The organism is Spongiibacter pelagi (genome assembly GCF_014705705.1).
Taxonomy (GTDB): domain Bacteria; phylum Pseudomonadota; class Gammaproteobacteria; order Pseudomonadales; family Spongiibacteraceae; genus Spongiibacter; species Spongiibacter pelagi.
This window is the reverse complement of record NZ_JACXLD010000001.1, coordinates 82691-100760: the sequence shown is the minus strand read 5'-3', so window position 1 is coordinate 100760 and position 18070 is coordinate 82691. Positions and strand designations below refer to the sequence as shown.

The 18070-nt window shown below is 49.6% G+C and carries 18 protein-coding genes; 13 read left to right on the top strand and 5 right to left on the bottom strand.

Features of this window, described 5'->3' with window-relative positions:
- Window positions 1-3 precede the first annotated feature (3 nt).
- The 3 genes from IB286_RS00490 (at window position 4) to IB286_RS00480 (ending at window position 4255) form a co-directional block, all read left to right on the top strand.
- On the top strand, window positions 4-2805 hold the full coding sequence (locus IB286_RS00490; protein ID WP_190761704.1) for a CehA/McbA family metallohydrolase: 2802 nt from the start codon (window positions 4-6) through the stop codon (window positions 2803-2805).
- A gap of 247 nt (window positions 2806-3052) precedes the next feature.
- Window positions 3053-3724, top strand: a complete 672-nt coding sequence (locus tag IB286_RS00485; protein ID WP_190761703.1) for an OmpA family protein — start codon at window positions 3053-3055, stop codon at window positions 3722-3724.
- 54 nt (window positions 3725-3778) lie between these two features.
- Window positions 3779-4255 carry an LEA type 2 family protein gene (locus IB286_RS00480; protein ID WP_190761702.1) on the top strand — a complete coding sequence of 159 codons (477 nt, stop codon included), beginning with the start codon at window positions 3779-3781 and terminating at the stop codon, window positions 4253-4255.
- A gap of 8 nt (window positions 4256-4263) precedes the next feature.
- Here the strand turns inward: IB286_RS00480 and IB286_RS00475 are convergent, their stop codons facing one another.
- The gene (locus IB286_RS00475) at window positions 4264-5064 is read right to left on the bottom strand and encodes a ParA family protein (protein WP_190761701.1); all 801 of its coding nucleotides are present in this window, start codon (window positions 5062-5064) and stop codon (window positions 4264-4266) included.
- A gap of 113 nt (window positions 5065-5177) precedes the next feature.
- Here IB286_RS00475 and IB286_RS00470 point away from each other — a divergent pair, with 113 nt between their 5' ends.
- Window positions 5178-5804, top strand: a complete 627-nt coding sequence (locus IB286_RS00470) for a riboflavin synthase subunit alpha (RefSeq protein ID WP_223826029.1) — start codon at window positions 5178-5180, stop codon at window positions 5802-5804.
- Between the two features lie 66 nt (window positions 5805-5870).
- On the opposite strand, the gene IB286_RS00465 is transcribed toward IB286_RS00470, so the two are convergent.
- Window positions 5871-6998, bottom strand: coding sequence for a nitronate monooxygenase (locus IB286_RS00465; protein ID WP_190761700.1), 1128 nt, complete (start codon window positions 6996-6998; stop codon window positions 5871-5873).
- 259 nt (window positions 6999-7257) lie between these two features.
- On the opposite strand from IB286_RS00465, the gene IB286_RS00460 reads away from it, so the two are divergent.
- Entirely contained in the window at window positions 7258-7458 is a 201-nt protein-coding gene (locus IB286_RS00460) for a DUF465 domain-containing protein (protein ID WP_190761699.1), read from the top strand.
- A 233-nt stretch (window positions 7459-7691) separates the two neighbouring features.
- Here IB286_RS00460 and IB286_RS00455 read toward each other — a convergent pair whose 3' ends face one another.
- Window positions 7692-8048 carry a group I truncated hemoglobin gene (locus IB286_RS00455; RefSeq protein WP_190761698.1) on the bottom strand — a complete coding sequence of 119 codons (357 nt, stop codon included), beginning with the start codon at window positions 8046-8048 and terminating at the stop codon, window positions 7692-7694.
- A gap of 123 nt (window positions 8049-8171) precedes the next feature.
- Here IB286_RS00455 and IB286_RS00450 point away from each other — a divergent pair, with 123 nt between their 5' ends.
- Window positions 8172-8621 carry an Rrf2 family transcriptional regulator gene (locus IB286_RS00450; protein ID WP_190761697.1) on the top strand — a complete coding sequence of 150 codons (450 nt, stop codon included), beginning with the start codon at window positions 8172-8174 and terminating at the stop codon, window positions 8619-8621.
- Window positions 8618-9520, top strand: coding sequence for an HPP family protein (locus tag IB286_RS00445; RefSeq protein ID WP_190761696.1), 903 nt, complete (start codon window positions 8618-8620; stop codon window positions 9518-9520). Before IB286_RS00450 ends, IB286_RS00445 begins: the two co-directional genes overlap by 4 nt.
- 207 nt (window positions 9521-9727) lie before the next feature.
- Here the strand turns inward: IB286_RS00445 and IB286_RS00440 are convergent, their stop codons facing one another.
- Window positions 9728-10159, bottom strand: a complete 432-nt coding sequence (locus tag IB286_RS00440) for a type II toxin-antitoxin system PemK/MazF family toxin (protein ID WP_190761695.1) — start codon at window positions 10157-10159, stop codon at window positions 9728-9730.
- A gap of 423 nt (window positions 10160-10582) precedes the next feature.
- On the opposite strand from IB286_RS00440, the gene IB286_RS00435 reads away from it, so the two are divergent.
- Window positions 10583-10873 (top strand): helix-turn-helix domain-containing protein, encoded by a 291-nt coding sequence (locus IB286_RS00435; protein ID WP_190761694.1) that lies wholly within the window; start codon window positions 10583-10585, stop codon window positions 10871-10873.
- The gene (locus IB286_RS00430; protein WP_190761693.1) at window positions 10863-12212 is read left to right on the top strand and encodes a type II toxin-antitoxin system HipA family toxin; all 1350 of its coding nucleotides are present in this window, start codon (window positions 10863-10865) and stop codon (window positions 12210-12212) included. The genes IB286_RS00435 and IB286_RS00430 overlap by 11 nt, the downstream gene beginning before the upstream one ends.
- Window positions 12213-12482: 270 nt before the next feature.
- On the opposite strand, the gene IB286_RS00425 is transcribed toward IB286_RS00430, so the two are convergent.
- Window positions 12483-12797: a helix-turn-helix domain-containing protein gene (locus IB286_RS00425; protein WP_178969552.1), complete on the bottom strand. Its 315-nt coding sequence runs from the start codon at window positions 12795-12797 to the stop codon at window positions 12483-12485.
- A 479-nt stretch (window positions 12798-13276) separates the two neighbouring features.
- On the opposite strand from IB286_RS00425, the gene IB286_RS00420 reads away from it, so the two are divergent.
- The 4 genes from IB286_RS00420 to hsdR all read left to right on the top strand — a co-directional run bounded on the left by IB286_RS00420 (window position 13277) and on the right by hsdR (window position 18070).
- Window positions 13277-13519 (top strand): helix-turn-helix transcriptional regulator, encoded by a 243-nt coding sequence (locus IB286_RS00420; RefSeq protein ID WP_031214901.1) that lies wholly within the window; start codon window positions 13277-13279, stop codon window positions 13517-13519.
- The gene (locus IB286_RS00415; RefSeq protein WP_190761692.1) at window positions 13506-15248 is read left to right on the top strand and encodes a DUF927 domain-containing protein; all 1743 of its coding nucleotides are present in this window, start codon (window positions 13506-13508) and stop codon (window positions 15246-15248) included. The genes IB286_RS00420 and IB286_RS00415 overlap by 14 nt, the downstream gene beginning before the upstream one ends.
- Window positions 15249-15520: 272 nt before the next feature.
- Window positions 15521-15736 (top strand): helix-turn-helix domain-containing protein, encoded by a 216-nt coding sequence (locus IB286_RS00410; protein ID WP_005458449.1) that lies wholly within the window; start codon window positions 15521-15523, stop codon window positions 15734-15736.
- A gap of 21 nt (window positions 15737-15757) precedes the next feature.
- Window positions 15758-18070, top strand: a complete 2313-nt coding sequence (gene hsdR, locus IB286_RS00405; protein ID WP_095500549.1) for an EcoAI/FtnUII family type I restriction enzme subunit R — start codon at window positions 15758-15760, stop codon at window positions 18068-18070.

Genomic DNA, 18070 nt, shown 5'->3' with positions numbered 1-18070 from the left:
TTCATGAAATCATTTCTGCGCGGCAAAGGATTGTTGTTACCCCGGCGGGTAATGATTCACAGCGCAATTATTCTGTGTTTGTCGGGTTCTTCTGGCTTGCTTGCGCAAGAAGATGAGGCGTCGCAGCCGGCGATTGGCCTGCCGCCGATGTTGGATTTGCCGCCTGGTGAGTTGCCCGGATTAGGCGCTTTTGCCAACGAACAACCGATGTCACAAGCGCCAAAAGCGCGCAGCCTGACGGCGCTGCAGATCACCGAGGAAAATATCGGTGATTTGGCGCGGGGCGGGCCGGATGGCGTGGCTGGTATCGGTGATTGGTGGTTATCTAATGGCGAGTTATGTGTTGCCATTAGCGATGTCGAGCACGATACCGGCATTGTGCGCGGTGGTGGAAATCTGGTTGATTACAGTCATTGTGATCTGCGCAATGATCAATGGACTTACTCCAATATTCTGACCGGATTGGCCAAGGAAACGGCGATTCCGGTGCGCACTATTTCTGCGAAGCTTGAGGGCGATACCGCAGAGATTATTGCGGTGGGTGAGGCAAATGGTTTGCGCCAAACCGTTACTTATCGTCTTGAGCGCGATGCCAGTAATCTCGAAATGGAGGTGCTGATTGAGCGAGTAAAAGAGGGTGATCCAGTTAGGATTAGCGGTTTCTTTACTCTGCACACCAATACCTCAATGACGCCCTATACCCTGTCTAGCTATATGCCGGACGCCTCGTTGGGGTTTCAGCAACTTAAAATTGATCGCAGCAATACCTCATCGCTGCTGGCGGGGTTGATGCCCGCCGACTGGAATATTCTGGTCGGCACCACGCTATTTGATACTGAGGCCAGCTACGGGGTGCAGTTGGAGTCGGTGGAGTTGCTGGGCAAAAATGGTTCGCGCCAAAGTCTGCCCACGTTTTTGGCAGTGTTTCCCGATTACAGTATGCACGGCTGGCTAACCCGCCCGCTGTGGTTTCAGAGCGTTAAGCTCGATACCTTCTCCATGCTGCAGAACAAATTTATGGATCTGAAGCGTGGCGAGCGAATGCTGGCCAAGTTCCGGCTGCGGATTGGCAAGCGCAGCGATGTCGCCGCGATTACCGATCAGGTTTATCGCGGGCCAATACTGCGCGGCTATAGCAACTATACCAATGTGTCTTTTTCGGTTTGGGACCCTTATGGTCGTCCCGTTACTCAGGCTCGCCCCGATGCCGATGGCAGTTTTTATATTCGCCTGCCGAGAAATATGAATCGGGTGCGGGTTGACGCGGTTGCCCCTTGGGGGCAGCGCATCAGTCGAGATATCTCGGTTTCCGACGAGCGCAACGATACCGGGCGCTGGATTTTCCGCCGCAACGGCCGCCTAGAATTGCCTCGCGGTATCCCCATGAGTTTGTATTTCTTTGGCATGAACGACACCCCTGATCCCGCGTTTGGCGATGATTTATTGGGTTTCAGTATCGCGGGGGAATTACAAAAAGGGCAGCAGCGCACTAACCGGATCGATCTTGCCGGTATCGAGAGCGATGCCAAGCAAGTGTCCTTGCCACCGGGGCAGTACCGGGTATTGGTGGCGCGTGGCATCGAGTACAAGGTTAAAGAATATCTGCTCAGCGTGGTGGGTGGCAAAACCAGTCGCTTACCCATTGTTGCTCCCGTGCGTCACTGGTATAGCGAAAACTGGCGCAGCACCGATTTGCATGTTCACTCCGGAGCAAGCTTTGATTCAGCCTTGCCTATAAAGGAGCGGGTGCGCAGCTTTGTTGCGCAGGGTGCCGAGGTGTTAGTGGCCAGTGAGCACAATCGCTATATTGATCAGCGGCAGACGGTTACCGACATGGGGCTTGAGGAGCAGGTTCAGCTTATTACCGGTAGTGAGTTGACCGGGATGTCGCGTGGGCCTAAAGCACCATTCACTATCGGCCACAGCAATGTCTTTCCAGTAGAGCCTGATGAAAAAGCCTTTGCTGGCGGGATTGTGCCGATTGAAAACCGGCGCTTGGGTGAGGTGATTGCGGCGGCGAAGGAGCGCGACCCTGAAAGTGTTTTCCAGCTTAATCATCCGCGCAGTGTTGATGGTTTAGATGCGGATTCTGCTTTTTTTGAGCATCTTTCCTTGGGGCGTGCCTACGATCCGCGTCAGCCCTTAGACAGCGAGGCAAATCGCAGTCTGCTGGAAATTGATCCGACCACCGGCGCACGCGATCTGGATTTCGACCTGCTGGAAGTGTTGAACGGCTCAGAATTTGATCGCTATCCCTTTGTGCGCAATGACTGGTTCTCGCTGTTAAACCAAGGCGTGAAGCGAGTGGCGACCGGTAATAGCGATTCTCACGGCTTGCAATTGATTGTCGGATTGCCGCGAAACTATGTTTATCTTCCCGGTTCAATAAAGCCGCCAGTGGATGAAAAAGCTTTTGTACGCAGCTTGAAGCAGGGCCACAGCTATTTAACTACGGGCCCGCTGCTGAAGCTCACGCTGAGAGATGACAAGGGAAATCAGTTCGGCATGGGCGATACCCTTGCGAGCGATCGCGGCACTTTGGATATTCAGGTGGAAGCGGCCCCTTGGGTGAATGTTGAACGCCTGAATATTTGGGTAAACGGCCAGCTTTATCGCCAATTACCGGTTAGCCCCGGCGACCACAAAGTTGTTGAGGTTGTGGTTGGCGGAGATGCGTGGTTGGTGGTTGAGGTGGACGGCCCAGCCAGCGAAATTTATCAAATGCTGGTGCCCGATATGACGCCGCTGGCGCTAAGTAATCCGATTTATTTTGATGCGGATGCCAACGGCGAGTGGCGACCTTAATAGAACCTCTAGGAAAGGCGCATTAAAGCTGCAATATTTCTGTGCGAATCTGGAAAACTTAATCAGTAAATACTACCGAAGGTTTCTGCCGTCGATGGGGAACCTCTTAATGATAAAGCGCGTCTTATCGCTCAGGTGCGGCGGTTCGCAATTTTGTCACGCGCACCGCTGGGGTTTTTGTCAGGGTGTTGTATAGTTAATACCGTGATTCTCAACCTCGGCACATAATTAACAACAGGAGAACAACATGTCCACGTTCACAAAAGGCCGTTTAGCAACACTGACCATGGCGGCAGTTTTTGCCACAGCCTGTAGCGTTGATCCTTACACTGGTGAAGAGAAAGCCAGCAACACCGCCAAGGGGGCGGGCTGGGGTGCATTGGGTGGTGCCATCCTCGGTGCGGCGGTTTCTGATAAAGATCACCGCGAACAAGGTGCTTGGATCGGTGCAGCAGCGGGTGCGGCAGCCGGTGGTGGCTACGGTTATTACATGGATCGTCAAGAAGCCAAACTGCGTGCCCGTCTTGAAGGCACCGGTGTTGGTGTGCAGCGTGTTGGCGATACCATCAAATTGATTATGCCCGGCAATATCACCTTTGATACTGGCAGCTCAGTGATTCAATCTGGTTTTACCAGTGTGCTGGATAGCGTAGCGCTAGTAACTAAAGAATTCGATAAAACCCTGATGCAAATCAACGGCTTTACCGACTCTACCGGCAGCTTTGAAACTAACCAGCGTCTGTCTGAAGAGCGTGCTGGCAGCGTGGCACGGTTCTTTATGAACTCTGGCATTCCTTCAAGCCGGATTCGCACCCAAGGCATGGGTCCACGTAACCCCATTGCGGATAACAGCACGTCCAGTGGCCGTGCCCAAAACCGTCGGGTAGAAATTGAACTGCTGCCTACGGCGACTAAGTAAGTCCCTTCATTTTGGCGGGTAGCGTGCTGCCCGCCTCTCCTTAAGGAATATTCTGTGAAAATTTTTGTGGCTGTGCTGTCGGCGCTGCTACTGAGTGCTTGCGCCTCTGTGAATCCCATTGCCAAGCCAGAAGTAGCTGTAACCAATATACAAGTTGGTGCGAATAATGGTTTTCAACAAACCCTGAAAGTGGGCTTACAGTTGGATAACCCAAATGGTTTTGATATCAATTTGGGGCGCTTTCGTTATGACATTGCACTGGCGGGCAATTCGTTGGCGGGCGGGAGTTTTAATGAGGCGGTGATGCTGCCGGCCAATGATCGGGTCAACCTAGTCGTGCCAGTTCAGGTGAATTTGCTCAGCGGGTTGGGTTTGATTCGCAGCTTATTGAACGCGCCGCAGGATCAATTGGAATATGAGTTGAGTCTGACCGCCAATGTGCTGAACTTTGGTTTTGGCGACGTTACCGTGAGCAAAAAAGGCTTGGTGGGCATTGGTCTTGGCAGCACCCCGCAGGGTACTGCCAAATAGGCGATGTCTTAGGCGGAGCGAGCGCTCTGCCGAGCCGCAGCGGCAGTGTCTAAACTGTCGTGCAGGCTGACCAATTGCTGGGTCAGCTTGTGGGTTGGTGCCATGTAAATCAGAGGGATCTGGCGGCTGCGAGATTCCTTCATTTTTACCGAGCTGTTCAGGTATTGCTCAAACACAGGCAGATTGTCGGCGTGCAGGCTTTCAATCAATTGCTGGGGCAGGCTGGCCTGAGACTGGAATTGGTTAACCACAATGCCTTCCAGTACTAGGTCGGGGTTGTGGTCGTCGCGCAGCTCGTCAACGGTATCGAGCAGGCCCAGTAGCGCGCCTTGCGAGAAGCTGTCGCAGTCAAAAGGAATGACCAGACTGTCGGCGGCAATCAGTGCTGAGCGGCTGTAAAAGTTCAGTGCGGGCGGCGTGTCGATATAAATATGGTCGTATTCTTTTTGCAGCTCTTGCAGGCCGTCGCGCAGGCGATAGATTTTGTGCCGGGTTTCCAGCTCGCGTTCGATCAGGGCCAGCTCCGGGTTTGACGGCATCAGGAATAAATTGTCGAATTCGGTGCGATACACCACATCGCCCGCGTCGCGCTTTTTGCCGAACAAGGACATTTTGTGCTTGAAGAACGAAGCGGCGTTGTCTTCCAGATCGCGGAATTGTTCGCCAATCAGGTATTCACTGCTATTACCTTGGATGTCGAGATCGATTAGCAGGGTTTTGTAGCCCTTCCACGCGCTGATAGCGGCGAGGTTACAACTGATGCTGGTTTTGCCAACACCCCCTTTTTGGTTGAAGATGACGCGCTTCATTACTAAAGTCCTGTTCCTAGCGTGGTGGGCACAAACAAAGCCACAATGCTAGCAGGTCTCAATAGGCACTGCCACGCTTGGCGGGCCTCTAAAACGAAAACCCTTGTTGAGGAATGAGTGTGTATACCGGCATTGTTCAAGGTGCATTTCCACTGGTTAAGCTAAAAAAGCTGCCCGGCCTCTCGCAATTGCGCATGGCCTTGCCTGAGGCATTGCTGGATGGCCTGGAAATTGGCGCCAGCGTGGGCTTAGACGGGGTGTGTATGACGGTGACGGCTATCGAGGCAGAGGGCGTGAGCTTTGATGCCATGCAGGAAACGCTAAACCTCACCACGCTGGGAAATCTTGCAGAGGGTCGGCTCTTGAATGTTGAGCGCTCGGCAAAGCAGGGTGCAGAAATTGGCGGGCATCTTATTTCCGGTCATGTGGATGGCACCGCGCCCTTGGTGCGCCGAGAAGAGTCAGAAAATAATCTGAGTTTGTTTTTTCAATTGCCAGAGCGCTTGCGGAAATATGTTTTTCATAAAGGGTTTATCGGCTTACATGGCTGCAGTTTGACGGTAGCCTCGGTGGATGAGAGCGGGGTATTTAGTGTTTGCTTGATTCCAGAGACCCGGCGCATGACTAATCTGGAAAATTTAAAACTGGGTGATCCGGTGAATATTGAGGTGGATCGTCAGACCCAGGTTATTGTGGATACGGTTGAGCGGGTTTTGGCTCAGCGCGGACTGGCAGAATAAGTTTTACTCAACATCTAGGCATAAAAAAGGGCGGTAATTCCGCCCTTTGGCTTTAAAGGCTACAGCTTAAGCTTCGGGCATTAAGCTGTTTACATGTTCCAGCGCATCTACATATTCGGTGATCAGGCGAGTGATGACCGCGCGTGAAGATTCCACGTGGTTGATTTGGCCGACGACCTGGCCAACGGGGTTGAACGCCACTTTTTGGCATTCGCCAACGGCGGCGTATTTTGCTGTACGACGAATACCGTCACCAGAGACCAGCCCTTGCAGTGGCATGCCCAGCGGTTTTGGGTTGTCTGCGTTTTCCCACGCTTCGGTCCAGTCATTTTTCAGCATACGGCAGGGTTTGCCGGTCCATGAGCGGGAGCGAACGGTATCTTCGCTTGAGGCTTTCAGTAGAGATTCTTTTTGCGCTGGCTCAGCGTGGGCTTCTTCCACAGTTAGCCATAGTGAACCAGTCCAAATACCGGCGCAGCCCATGGCCATTGCTGCCAGCATTTGTTTGCCGTTGCCGACACCGCCGGCGGCAAGCACGGGAATACCTTCGGCGGCTTCCACCGCTTGTGGCCAAAATACGATAGAGCCAACATCGCCGGTATGGCCGCCACCTTCGCCGCCTTGGGCGATGATAAAGTCGAGGCCAGCGGCTTTATGGGCTTTAACTTGTTTTACACGACCACACAGGGCGCCAACTAAGCGACCGCTGTCTTGAATCATTTTGACTTTGTCTGCTGGTGGTGTGCCCAACGCGTTAGCAATCAGCTTACATTTGGGGCGACGGAGTGCCTCTTCTAGCAGGGGAGTGGCGGTTGCTTCAGTCCAACCCAGCAGGCCCATGCTGTGAGTGCCGTCTGGCCACTCGGGAACGCCGTGGTCGGCCAATAATTTTTGGGCGAAAGCAATGTGCTCTTCGGGAACCATTTTCCACAGTTCTTTCTCGAGCTGGGCGGGGTCCATATCGCCCATGCCTTCATATTTTTGTGGAATAACGATATCAACACCGTAAGGCAGATCGCCGATGTGCTCGTCAATCCAATCCAATTCTTCTTTAAGTTGTTCTGGGGTAAAGCCCACGGCGCCAAGCACACCGATGCCTCCCGCTTTGCTAACTGCAACGACAACATCGCGGCAATGGGTGAAGGCAAAAATAGGGTACTCAATGCCGAGCTTGTCACATAGAACGCTGTGCATGTTTGGGGCCTCGTGAATAGCAATCCATTATTGTGGGGCTGACTCGCCTCACGCTTATTATTGTGACCGGGATTTAGCCACAGTGTGAAAAGAGTATTGCGGTGACGGGGCTAGGCAACAATGTCGGAATTGTCAAAAGCCGCTGACTAAAAAGATCACTAAAAATTGTGCTTATACAAGTTAATTGGGCTTGCTCAGGGGCGTGGCAGAGGGTAAAAATATCAACCCGCGTTCTCTCCATGCGAGCCGTATTTAGTAAATGGAAAATAGCCTCTCGCCAAGTACCCGAATCCTGCAATTACAGCGGGAGCATCGTGCTCTGGATGAAAAGATTAAAGCGATGGCCGAGAACCCTTGGCAAAACCAGCTCTTGGTGCAAAAGCTAAAGAAAGAGAAATTGCGCCTGAAAGACACAATTGAACGGCTGAAAGACGATTTAATTCCTGACTTAGACGCTTAATCATTGCCGCTGTGAGATATATCTCACAAATCTTAGTGGCAATGTCCGATATTTTTCCCGTCGTGAATTTGGATAATAGGTCTTGTCAGGATGACTTAGAGCGTTCGACGGATTGAATGCGACAATGGATGTCGAAATTCCCAAAGCCGGAGCAACTTGCTCCGGCTTTTTTTATGCCTGCGGATTTTATGACTGCGAAGTAAGGATTTTCGCCTTCCTCCGCCTTCGCATCTTTAACGATTCAAAATATCGTCTTTTACACTGTCGGCAATCTTGGCGACTTCACCGATATCTTCGGGGGTGGCGCCCAGCTCGGCTAGGGTATTCGCAAGATTTTCAACAACCGCGTTGTAGTGCTCCTCTTCCAGTGCAAGGTGAGCGTGGGCGTTGCGCATGTCTTTGCCGGTGTAATCATTGGGGCCACCAAACACCATGGTCAGAAATTTTTTCTGCTTATTGGCTTGGGCAACCATATCGAGATTTTCGAAGAATCCAGAAATGCGATCATCGGCCAGTACTTTGTCGTAAAAAATATCAACGGCTTTATCTACAGCAGCTTCACCGCCCAGTCGTTCGTAGAGTGTTGTCATCGGAATATCCCTCGGTCTTTGTATTTACCCAAAGATGCATTTTATTTGCATCTTTAAAGATGTATGCTATCTGCATATTTGAGCTGGGTAAAGCCCCCCAGTGTCTGGAGATGTACCTACACCATGCAGTTGACCAAGCAAACGGATTTCGCCTTTCGTACTCTTTTGTATTTAGCAGAACTGCCGGCGGGTAAATTGGCGAATATCAAAGAGATTTGTGATTTCTACGGAATATCAAAAAACCATATCGCCAAAGTAGTGATGAAACTCACCAAGCTGGGTATGGTGCGCGCTGTGCGCGGTAACGGTGGCGGGATTGCTCTAGCGGTGCCGGCGGAGACAATCAGCCTCGCCTATGTTGTTGAGAACTTTGAAACCACCCTACAGCCGGTAAATTGTACGGTACCGCGCTGTAAAATCCTGTCGAGCTGCCAGCTTAAGGGCGTGCTGTTTGATGCCAGTCGCGCCTTTATGGATACCTTAAAAGGCAAGACGCTGGCAGATGTTTGCACTGCAGGTAATAAAACACTAGATGGAGAAAGTGCCGCTCAGGTGCTGGAAATAAAGTCGTGAAGCGCTGGGCATTTTGGGGCGTTCAATCGCGCTCCTCTCTCGATGAGAAAGTCGTTTCTGGTTTAGGTGCGCTGACCGGCATCAGCTTGGTTTTCTTCGTCACCGACTGGCTTACGAATTTTGAATTGGCGGTGGCGATCCTGCCATCAATGGGGGCTTCTGCTGTATTAGTGCTGGCCGTGCCACACGGTACGCTCTCCCAACCCTGGGCATTACTCGCCGGAAATTTATTATCTGCTTTGGTTGGTGTGTGCTGCGCAACATTCATCACCAATATGTATCTGGCGGCGGGCTCGGCAGTGGGGCTGTCAATTTTGCTGATGCACGTATTTCGCTGTATTCATCCGCCGGGCGGAGCAACGGCATTAATTGCTGTAGTGGGCGGCGATGCGGTTCGTGAGCTGGGTTTTAGTTATCTATTATTTCCAACATTGATTAACTGTCTGATCATTTTTGCGTGGGCCATGCTCTTTAATAACTTATTTCACTGGCGCCGCTACCCCTCCAGTTTAATGAAATACGACAACACCATGTACAGCCCGGAAACTTCGGGTATTCAAGTGCGCCATTTGCAAAAGGCGATGGCGACCTTGGACGAGGTGCTCGATATTGCGCCGGAACAGATTAAATACATTATCGACAAAGCCGATGAATTAATGAGGGAAGAAAACCGGCCGCTGTTTAATATCGAAGTGGGTGGCATCTATACCAATGCGGCAGCGGGTTACGGTTGGGCTGCGCGGCAAGTCAGGGATATTTCTAACCACCCGCGGTATGACAAGCGGCTGGTTATGTACCGCACCCTTGGCGGTGCCGGCAAAGGTAAAAACGGCACACTTTTGCTGGTGGAATTTGAGCAATGGGCTAAGGAACGAGTGCGGCCGTTGAAGTCGAATTAGTGAATTGAAACAGCAAAAGCAGGGGCTTAAATACGACAAAGGCCCCTCTCGGAGCCTGAATTCATAGCTATAGCAAGCTTGTCATTACTCATTCTATAGCTAGCTACCACTGATGATAGTCTTAAAAGCCTGATGCCGGAGCAGCGCAGGAACGGCTAAATTTTAAGCAATTACAGGGGTAAGTCAATATTGAATAACCCGTATATCTCATAAATATTGGGGTAAATGACCTAGATTGAGGGCGTGAAGCACACAGCTATAAATTTGTTTCATTTGGTGTTGGTCAAGGGTTTGTTTGAAGTACAGTCGCTTTCCTGAATTGGGTTCTTTCCCAAGTTTGATGAGATTTAGTCTGCTGAAACTAACACGATAAATCATATCGCCCTTTACCCATGAGTCATTAATTTGAAAGCGCTGAGCACTAGGCATGCAAGTTTTTGGGATTTGATAGTGCCAGTTTTCGACTGCGCTTGGTGATACAGTACTTATGGCAACAACGGTACAAAGCCCTGAGCAGCGCTTTCTCTTCGGCGAAATAACTACCACGGGTCTAATTTTCACCATTTCTGGTGCGGTAAAACCAACACTAAAATCACACATCAAAACCGTTCCGGGTTTTGGGTGAAACGTTAAACTCATAGGCACACTTCCTTGTCTTCCCATTACCATCTTAGTAGAAAGACAAAGAGTTGCTTAGATATGGATTTCTAAGCGGAGATTGCCGTGATCACTCAATATTCTGGATCTGCTCATTGAGCATTGGCCTAGACCTTAATAAACTCAATGAGTTATCGAAAATAATCCGTTCAAAAATGCCTATTTGCCCACCAAACTGCCCACCACTTGCCTATGGCTTTTACTAAATCTTAGTGGTGCTTCTTGGCTAAAACTACGGAAAAACAGTGCCGTTTTTATGCTGCTGTTAGAGCTAAAACATAGCAGTTTTGAAGGGCTTTATCGAGTGATTTTTTCAATACTTCATCCAGAAATAGATACAATAGTATCCACTTTTTGTTTTATTTCACTATAATGGATATAACTGTATCCACTTGGTCTGTGCGGATGAAATTTACCTTACTTGATGATACCGATGTAAGCCAAGCCTATGCGGCTTATTTACGTGAGTTACGAAAGCAGGCAAAGCTGTCACGAGCGGCGCTTGCTGAGCGAAGCTGTGTACCTGCGGCCACCATTAAGAAATTTGAGCTGACCGGGCAAATTTCATTTCGCCAATTGCTGTTGCTATGGCAGACCCTTGATTCGCTAGAGAGGCTCTATCAACTCACACAACCTAGCAAAGAACGCGCTGCTATACCCACGAGTATTGATGAGGTGCTAAAAGATGAGTTTTAAACCCATTCAAAAACTCGCCGTGACTCGCACCTTAAGCTCAGGTGAGCAGGTTGCTGTAGGGGTCTTGGCGCAGAATCGGCAAGGCGCTTTTTTTCAGTATGCAGACAGCTATTTGCAGCAGTTTGGCAACTTATCACCTTTTACCTTGCAGTCGAACGCGCAAGTTCAAGTCGCTCCTAAAGCACCGCACCAAGGTGTACATGGCGTATTTGGAGATTGTTTACCCGATGGCTGGGGCATGCTGTTACAAGATCGTATTTTCCGGCAAAAGGGCATACTGCCTAATCAATTAACGGCGATGGATAGGTTAGCCTTTGTCGGCGATAAAGGCATGGGAGCATTGTCTTTTTCTCCTGTGTCTGAGTTTTCAGCCACCACGCACGCGGATATTGATTTAGCGACGTTAGGCTTAGAAGCACAAACGCTGTTCGATTCTTCGATGTCAGATTATATGGATGATAATCACGGTGAGTTAGATGGGCATACGCAACAGGTGTTGGCCGCATTAGTCGCCGGAGGTAGTTCGGGCGGGGCCAGACCTAAGGCACAAATTTATATGCCTGCTGGGGAAACTCAGCATTGTCGAACCTTCGCTCAGCTTGGAGATGAGGCTTGGCTGGTGAAGTTTACCTCTAAAAATCTCGCACTTGGCCATGAAGAAGGTTTGTGTGAGGCGGTTTATTTACAAATGGCAGAACTTGCTAAGTGTCAACCGCCGCAATGGCAACTCATTGAAGCACCACCTACAAGCGGTGCGTCTGCTTGGTTGGCGCTTAAGCGTTTTGATTATGTCACTGAACAGGCCGACTTAGGCAGCAAGCGCAGTGCAGGTCGATTGCATATGCACAGCGCTTGCGGGCTTCTGGATGCAGACTTTCGAACGCCAAGTTTAGATTACATTGATTTGATTAAAGCCAGCCGTCAGTTGTGTAAATCACCAGCCGCCGGACAGCTGCAATTTCGCCGCGCCATTTTTAACCTGCTGTCGTCCAATCAAGACGACCACAGTAAAAACTGGGCGTTCTTGCAAGCGGATGACGGTCAATGGGATCCTGCCCCTTTTTACGATGTTACCTACAGCCCACATCCATTCAACGAACACGCCACTGCTTTCGGAGGTTATGGCAAAGCGCCACCGCTTAAGGTGATGCAAAAACTTGCTACCAGTGCTGGTTTTGCGAATTGGCATGATGCAAGGCAAGTCATTGAAGAAGTCGCAGAAGCCATCAGCCAATTTACGTATCTGGCACAGCAGCAAGGGATCAGTAAAACAACAGTGTCTGCAATTGCTAAGACATTGGATCAGCGCAAACAGGAAAATGCAGCTCTTTTTCAATGAAAGTAAAACAAACTTTTCAATTCACAATAAATACAAGGTCTACAGATTGTTACCCATAAAGTCAATTTGTGTAGACCTCCAACCTCTGCATCCCCCCGTTTGGTAAAACGCATAGACGAGTACTCAACTTGTATTGCACACTTTTACGCGCATAAAAGTGTAATTTGGTTCTTATTGAGTATAAAACAGCCCTTTAATAGCTATCTTTCTTCTCTGAAGCTGACCTTGCTGGCCAAGTTTTAGTCATGTGGATATGGGCTACTGCTGCACTTATTTTTTATTCAGCAATTGGATGTCTTGCAGCTTTCTTCCCAGCTCGTCATCACGGGCAACCTTGGTTAGGTCGTCTAACAAGCCGAGGACTGCTAAAACCTTAACGTAGTGACCAAGCGAAACGGAAGGATCACCTTTTGATATTTTACGCAGTGTTGGCTTAGAAATCCCTGTCCTACTATGCATCATTTCTTGAGTAATGCCGCGTCTCTTCATCGCCAATGTTAAGTTTTCTCCTAAGATGCTTAACATCTTCCTTTGTCTAGGGAATATGACCGCAGTGCGTTTTGATTTTGGCTCGACAGTATTCATAGTGAAACTATATTTTCTTAAATCTTAATTTAGTGAAATTATAGTTTCACTTTTATCGTCAAGTTGTAAAGCAATAAACTGCCAATCTCTCGAAGTAAAGTGAGCCAAGATCTGAACAGGTCATGTCGATTTTTTACTGTTTTTTCGACATGAGTTTTTTATATGTCGATACACTCGACATATCAACTTTTAATCCAAACGACTCACCGATACAGGGGTATGAGTAGGGAACTTCAAAGCAGTACGCTGTTCTTTGGGCTTTTGCGGCAATCTGGGCAAAGCCTTAGTTCACGCCACTTAGGCGCACACCAATACTGCCCATACGGTATTTGTTACTTGGGGCATTATGTCAATTCTGGGGCAGTTAGCTACCTGTACCCTCAGAAAGCTGCACGATCTGAGCATTTATCTGCCTACTGCGTCCGATTAGTACTGGCAAACTCCTAACTGAACTTAACAGATCAGTGAGGAAGCAAACGATGAACCCAACCACACAATCACCCACAAACTCAGTACACCCAGCGCGTCAGCAGCGGATTTTGCGCTTGCCCGAGGTAAAGGCCAAAACAGGCTTTGGCCGCAGTACCATTTATGCCCTGATGGCCAGCGGTGAATTTCCACGTTCCATTCGTATTGGTGCGCGTGCCGTGGGCTGGTTAGAAAGCGATATCGACCAGTGGATTGAAACCCGCCGTATCGGTGCTGCTTATGGCCGTGGATAAACCATCAGCATCAAACCAACTACCTTCCAGTGATATGCATAGCAACGAGCCAAAATTACCAGCTGGTTTTGCCTATAACGCGCAAAACTGGCTGGTGATGCAACCGGCTGGGCAAGATAGCCCAGTTAAAATCTGCTCTTGGTTGCAAGTAGCTGCTCGTACTCGCGATCCGCAAGGGGACAACTACGGCTATTTATTGCACTGGTTAGACGATGACAATCGCCATCGCTACTGGGCGATGCCCGCAGAACTATTGGCCGGAGACGGCAGCGAGTACCGCCGAATCCTACTCAGCCGAGGCATGCGGCTGAGTAACAGTGTCAAATCGCGGCAGTTGCTCTCCCTGTTTATTCAACAAATGGGCGAGCTGGCCACGCAAAAGGCCATCAGCGTGAACTGTATTGGCTGGCATCACCACGCTTATGTGCATCCGCGCCTCACCTTTTACCCAAGCGAACACAGCAACAACCCGCGCATGGTGCTGCAAACCATGCACCCGATAGAAGGCTTTATTCAACAAGGTAGTAGCGACAGTTGGCGGCAGCACGTTGGCCGTTATTGTCTGGATAACCCGCTATTAATCGTTGGTGTCTGCGCTGCGCTGGCCGCGCCTTTGTTGCACTTGTGCGGAGTGGATGGTTTTGGTTTACACCTCTACGGTGCCAGCAGTACTGGTAAAACTGCGGCGCTGTATCCGGCGTTATCGGTGTGGGGCGAGCCTAATCAATTGCGCCATAGTTGGCGTGCCACGGCCAACGGTTTAGAAGGCACAGCATTAGCGCATAACGATGCCTTGCTGGCGCTCGATGAAATGGGCGAAGTTGACCCAAAAGAGGCGGGCGATGTCGCTTATATGCTTGCCAATGGTCAGGGTAAAACACGAGCAGGCAAATACGGTGAAATGCGCTTACCCGCCCGTTGGCGTTTGGTGTTTTTATCTACTGGCGAAGTGACGCTCGAAAGCCATCTTGCCAGTATCGGCAAGCGCGTAAAAGCCGGCCAGCAAGTGCGCGTGATTGATCTCAGTGCCGATGCTGGAGCGCAAATGGGCGTGTTTAACCAGAGCCATGGTATGAACGCCGCCGATTTAGCCGATCATCTTAAACAGCAAAGTCGCCAACATTACGGCAGCTTGTCCTTGGACTGGTTACGGTATTTAACGCAGCACGGCGCACAGGTGCGACCCGTTTTCCAAAACGTACGCCAACGTTTTTTAGCTAGCTTACCAACCGAGGCTGACGGCCAAGTGCGCCGAGTAGCCGAAAAGTTTGCCTTACTGGCTAGCGCAGGCCTGTTAGCCATTCAAGCCAAGGTGCTCGATTGGCCAACCCAAAGTGTCGAAGCCGCCTGTTTAAGCCAGCTTAACCAATGGATACTTGCTCGCGGTGGTGTAGCCGCCAATGAAGATCAACAAGCCATTCGCCAAGTGCGCAGCTTTATTGAGCAGCATGGCGAAAGCCGCTTTACGCCTAAACAAATTGGTTACAGCAGCCAAGTACGCCAACGAGCAGGGTGGATAGATGTCACCGGCCCACAAACCCTCTACCTGTTTTACCCAACTGGCTGGCGTGAAGCCACCGAAGGCCTAAGCCCAGATCGCGCCGCCAAAGCGCTGATAGCCGCAGGTTACCTAATCCCCGATGGCAACCGACCACAGCGAAAAGTCAGCCTGCCCGACAACACCCGCCCACGAATGTACTGTGTTAAAGGCAGTATTTTGGATGACTAACGAGGCGATTAATCTTGTGTGGGCTTGTCGACTTGCAGTGAACCGCCAGTCAACATAAATAGCTAGCGATGTTTGAAGTCCAACGCAGACAATACCGCTAGAGGCATTCCCGTGAACCGCTAGCGTACCAACAACCAGCACCGAACGAATAACAAATACGCTCAATTATTTGGTTTTAACTCAAATAAGTTGAGAATAATCATAATCGTGGTAGGGTAAGCAACAGTGAAAAATCCCCAAGTTTATGGTTAAGAAAACACCGTGGAGAGAGCATGATTCGCTGCCATCTAGCCCGTTTAATGGGCGAGAGAAAAATGCGCATTAGCGACGTGATGCGAGAAACCGGCCTAAGCCGTACCACCGTCACGCTACTTTACAAAGAAACCGCGCTCAAGGTGGACTTAGAAGCGCTCGATAAGCTATGCGATTTATTTAACTGCCCATTGAGCGACATATTGGAAAAAATGCCAAGCGATAGACAGGGCTAAAAATTATCAAGGAGTGACGACATGTCGTCAGAAGCAGATACCAGAGCAAACTACATCGATCCAGCGTTAAAAGCCGCACATTGGCAACCGGGCAATATCATTCGGGAGCACTACTTTACCGATGGCCGTAAGCTTGCTGGCGGTGTCCGTGGTCGTCGATGTTTCGTCGATTATCTGCTGCACAAAGACAATCGTTACCTTGCGGTTGTTGAAGCCAAAAAAGAGTCTGAGCACCCAACCAAAGGCCTTCAACAAGCCATAGACTATGCTAAGAAGCTACTCGTTCGTTTTGTCTATTCAAGCAACGGCAAACAAACCTATGAGTTCGATTTAGAAACGGGTAAAGGCGACTACATCGAGTTTTATCCAACACCACAAGAGCTTGAAAACCGCTACGCGGGTGTTAATTCGGATCTAGGCCAGCAGCTTCGTAATGTGCCTTTTCATTTAGAAGGCGCAATGCAGCCACGTTATTACCAAGAATTAGCGGTCCATGCCGCCACAGATGCCATTGGCAAAGGTAAGCCACGAGTGCTATTAACGCTGGCGACTGGTACAGGTAAAACCTTTATTGCCTTTCAAATCGTCCATAAACTGTTTCAGTCCCGTTGGAACAAAGAATCTCCGGGTACGCGTAGGCCTAGAATTTTGTTTTTAGCTGACCGTAATATTTTGGCCGATCAAGCCATTAACACTTTCAATCCCTATGAAAAAGACCTCATCAAAATAAACGGTGAAGAGGTACGCAAGCGTGGCGGTGTAGTGCCAACCAATGCACATATCTTTTTTGCTATCTACCAAGCCATTGCTGAGCGAGAAAACATTGAAGGCTATTACAAAGCGTATCCAAGAGATTTTTTTGACCTTGTAATGATTGACGAGTGTCACCGAGGCAGTGCTAATGAAGCAGGCTCATGGCGAGACATACTGGTCCATTTTGGCAGTGCGGTACATGTCGGCCTAACAGCTACACCGAAACGTGAAGCCAACGTGGATACCTATGATTACTTTGGTACACCTGCATTTGAATACTCATTAAAAGACGGCATCAACGATGGTTTCTTAACGCCATATCGTGTTAAGCGGGTACGTACCAACTTAGACGAGCTAGTGCTGACCAAAGATGACCAAGTGATCGAAGGTGAATCAGGGCAAGACGTCTATCAGGTAGAAGATTACGACAAAAAAATCGTCGTAGATGAACGTACCGAGCTGGTCGCAAAAGCCATTTTGGACAATATCAATCCACTAGAAAAAACCATCGTCTTTTGCGAAAACCAAAATCATGCACTGACCATGCGTGACATGATCAACAAACACAAAAAACTGAAAGATCCGCACTACTGCGTGCGCGTGACCAGTGATGAGGGCAAAGTCGGCCGCGAGCTACTAGAAAAATTCCAAGATAACGACAAAGACATCCCCACCATTATTACCTCCTCACAAATGTTAACCACAGGGGTGGATGCCCGTAACGTGCGTAACGTAGTGCTGGATAGAACCGTTGGCTCAATGGTGGAGTTTAAACAAATTGTCGGTCGCGGCACCCGTGTTTTTGATGGCAAAGACTATTTCACCATTGTCGATTTTCGCGGTGCAACCAATAAGTTTTACGACAAAGATTGGGATGGTGAACCCGAAGCACCAGAGCCAGGAGGTATTGGTGAGCCAACACCACCTTACACACCAGAACCACCCGGAGGAACAGATGGCCCAGAGCCTGAACCGGGTGAGCCAAAACCTCGGTTGAAAGTAAAGTTAGGCAAACACCGTGAACTGAAAGTCATTGACGTTGAAACTCGTTATATCGATGAAAACGGCAAACCTCTCACGGTGCAAGAATTTGTTGAGCGCTTGATCACCCAATTACCAGGGTTGTTTAAATCGGTTGAGGAATTGCGGCAGATATGGTCAGACCCAGACGAACGCGAAACCTTGCTCGGAAAACTCGTACAAGCAGGCTTTGATAAAGAGCAACTCGCCACACTTCGACGGATGTTTGAAGCAGAAGAGTGCGATATCTTCGATCTGCTGGCTTTTTTAGCCTTTGAACAGCCTATGGCAACCCGCAAAGCTCGTGCCGATCAAGTACGTACTAACAGCGCCTTCTTTAATCAGTACCAACAAGAAAAGGCACAGCAGTTTTTGCACTTTGTGCTTAACCGGTATGAGCAAACCGGCAGCACCGAGCTATCACGCGAGCGCTTGCCAGCACTTATCGAGCTATCAGGGTTGGGTACTGTCAAAGACGCCTCAACAGCATTCGGTGGAAAACCAGCCTATTTGCTGGCGGCTTTTAAACAATTACAACAACAGCTTTATCACGTGAATTGA

Coding starts and splice junctions, on each gene's coding strand:
- IB286_RS00490 (WP_190761704.1), top strand. CDS start 4: ATGAAATCATTTCTGCGCGGCAAAGGATTGTTGTTACCCCGGCGGGTA.
- IB286_RS00485 (WP_190761703.1), top strand. CDS start 3,053: ATGTCCACGTTCACAAAAGGCCGTTTAGCAACACTGACCATGGCGGCA.
- IB286_RS00475 (WP_190761701.1), bottom strand. CDS start 5,064: ATGAAGCGCGTCATCTTCAACCAAAAAGGGGGTGTTGGCAAAACCAGC.
- IB286_RS00470 (WP_223826029.1), top strand. CDS start 5,178: ATGAGTGTGTATACCGGCATTGTTCAAGGTGCATTTCCACTGGTTAAG.
- IB286_RS00465 (WP_190761700.1), bottom strand. CDS start 6,998: ATGCACAGCGTTCTATGTGACAAGCTCGGCATTGAGTACCCTATTTTT.
- IB286_RS00460 (WP_190761699.1), top strand. CDS start 7,258: ATGGAAAATAGCCTCTCGCCAAGTACCCGAATCCTGCAATTACAGCGG.
- IB286_RS00455 (WP_190761698.1), bottom strand. CDS start 8,048: ATGACAACACTCTACGAACGACTGGGCGGTGAAGCTGCTGTAGATAAA.
- IB286_RS00450 (WP_190761697.1), top strand. CDS start 8,172: ATGCAGTTGACCAAGCAAACGGATTTCGCCTTTCGTACTCTTTTGTAT.
- IB286_RS00440 (WP_190761695.1), bottom strand. CDS start 10,159: ATGAGTTTAACGTTTCACCCAAAACCCGGAACGGTTTTGATGTGTGAT.
- IB286_RS00435 (WP_190761694.1), top strand. CDS start 10,583: ATGAAATTTACCTTACTTGATGATACCGATGTAAGCCAAGCCTATGCG.
- IB286_RS00430 (WP_190761693.1), top strand. CDS start 10,863: ATGAGTTTTAAACCCATTCAAAAACTCGCCGTGACTCGCACCTTAAGC.
- IB286_RS00425 (WP_178969552.1), bottom strand. CDS start 12,797: ATGAATACTGTCGAGCCAAAATCAAAACGCACTGCGGTCATATTCCCT.
- IB286_RS00420 (WP_031214901.1), top strand. CDS start 13,277: ATGAACCCAACCACACAATCACCCACAAACTCAGTACACCCAGCGCGT.
- IB286_RS00415 (WP_190761692.1), top strand. CDS start 13,506: ATGGCCGTGGATAAACCATCAGCATCAAACCAACTACCTTCCAGTGAT.
- IB286_RS00410 (WP_005458449.1), top strand. CDS start 15,521: ATGATTCGCTGCCATCTAGCCCGTTTAATGGGCGAGAGAAAAATGCGC.
- hsdR (WP_095500549.1), top strand. CDS start 15,758: ATGTCGTCAGAAGCAGATACCAGAGCAAACTACATCGATCCAGCGTTA.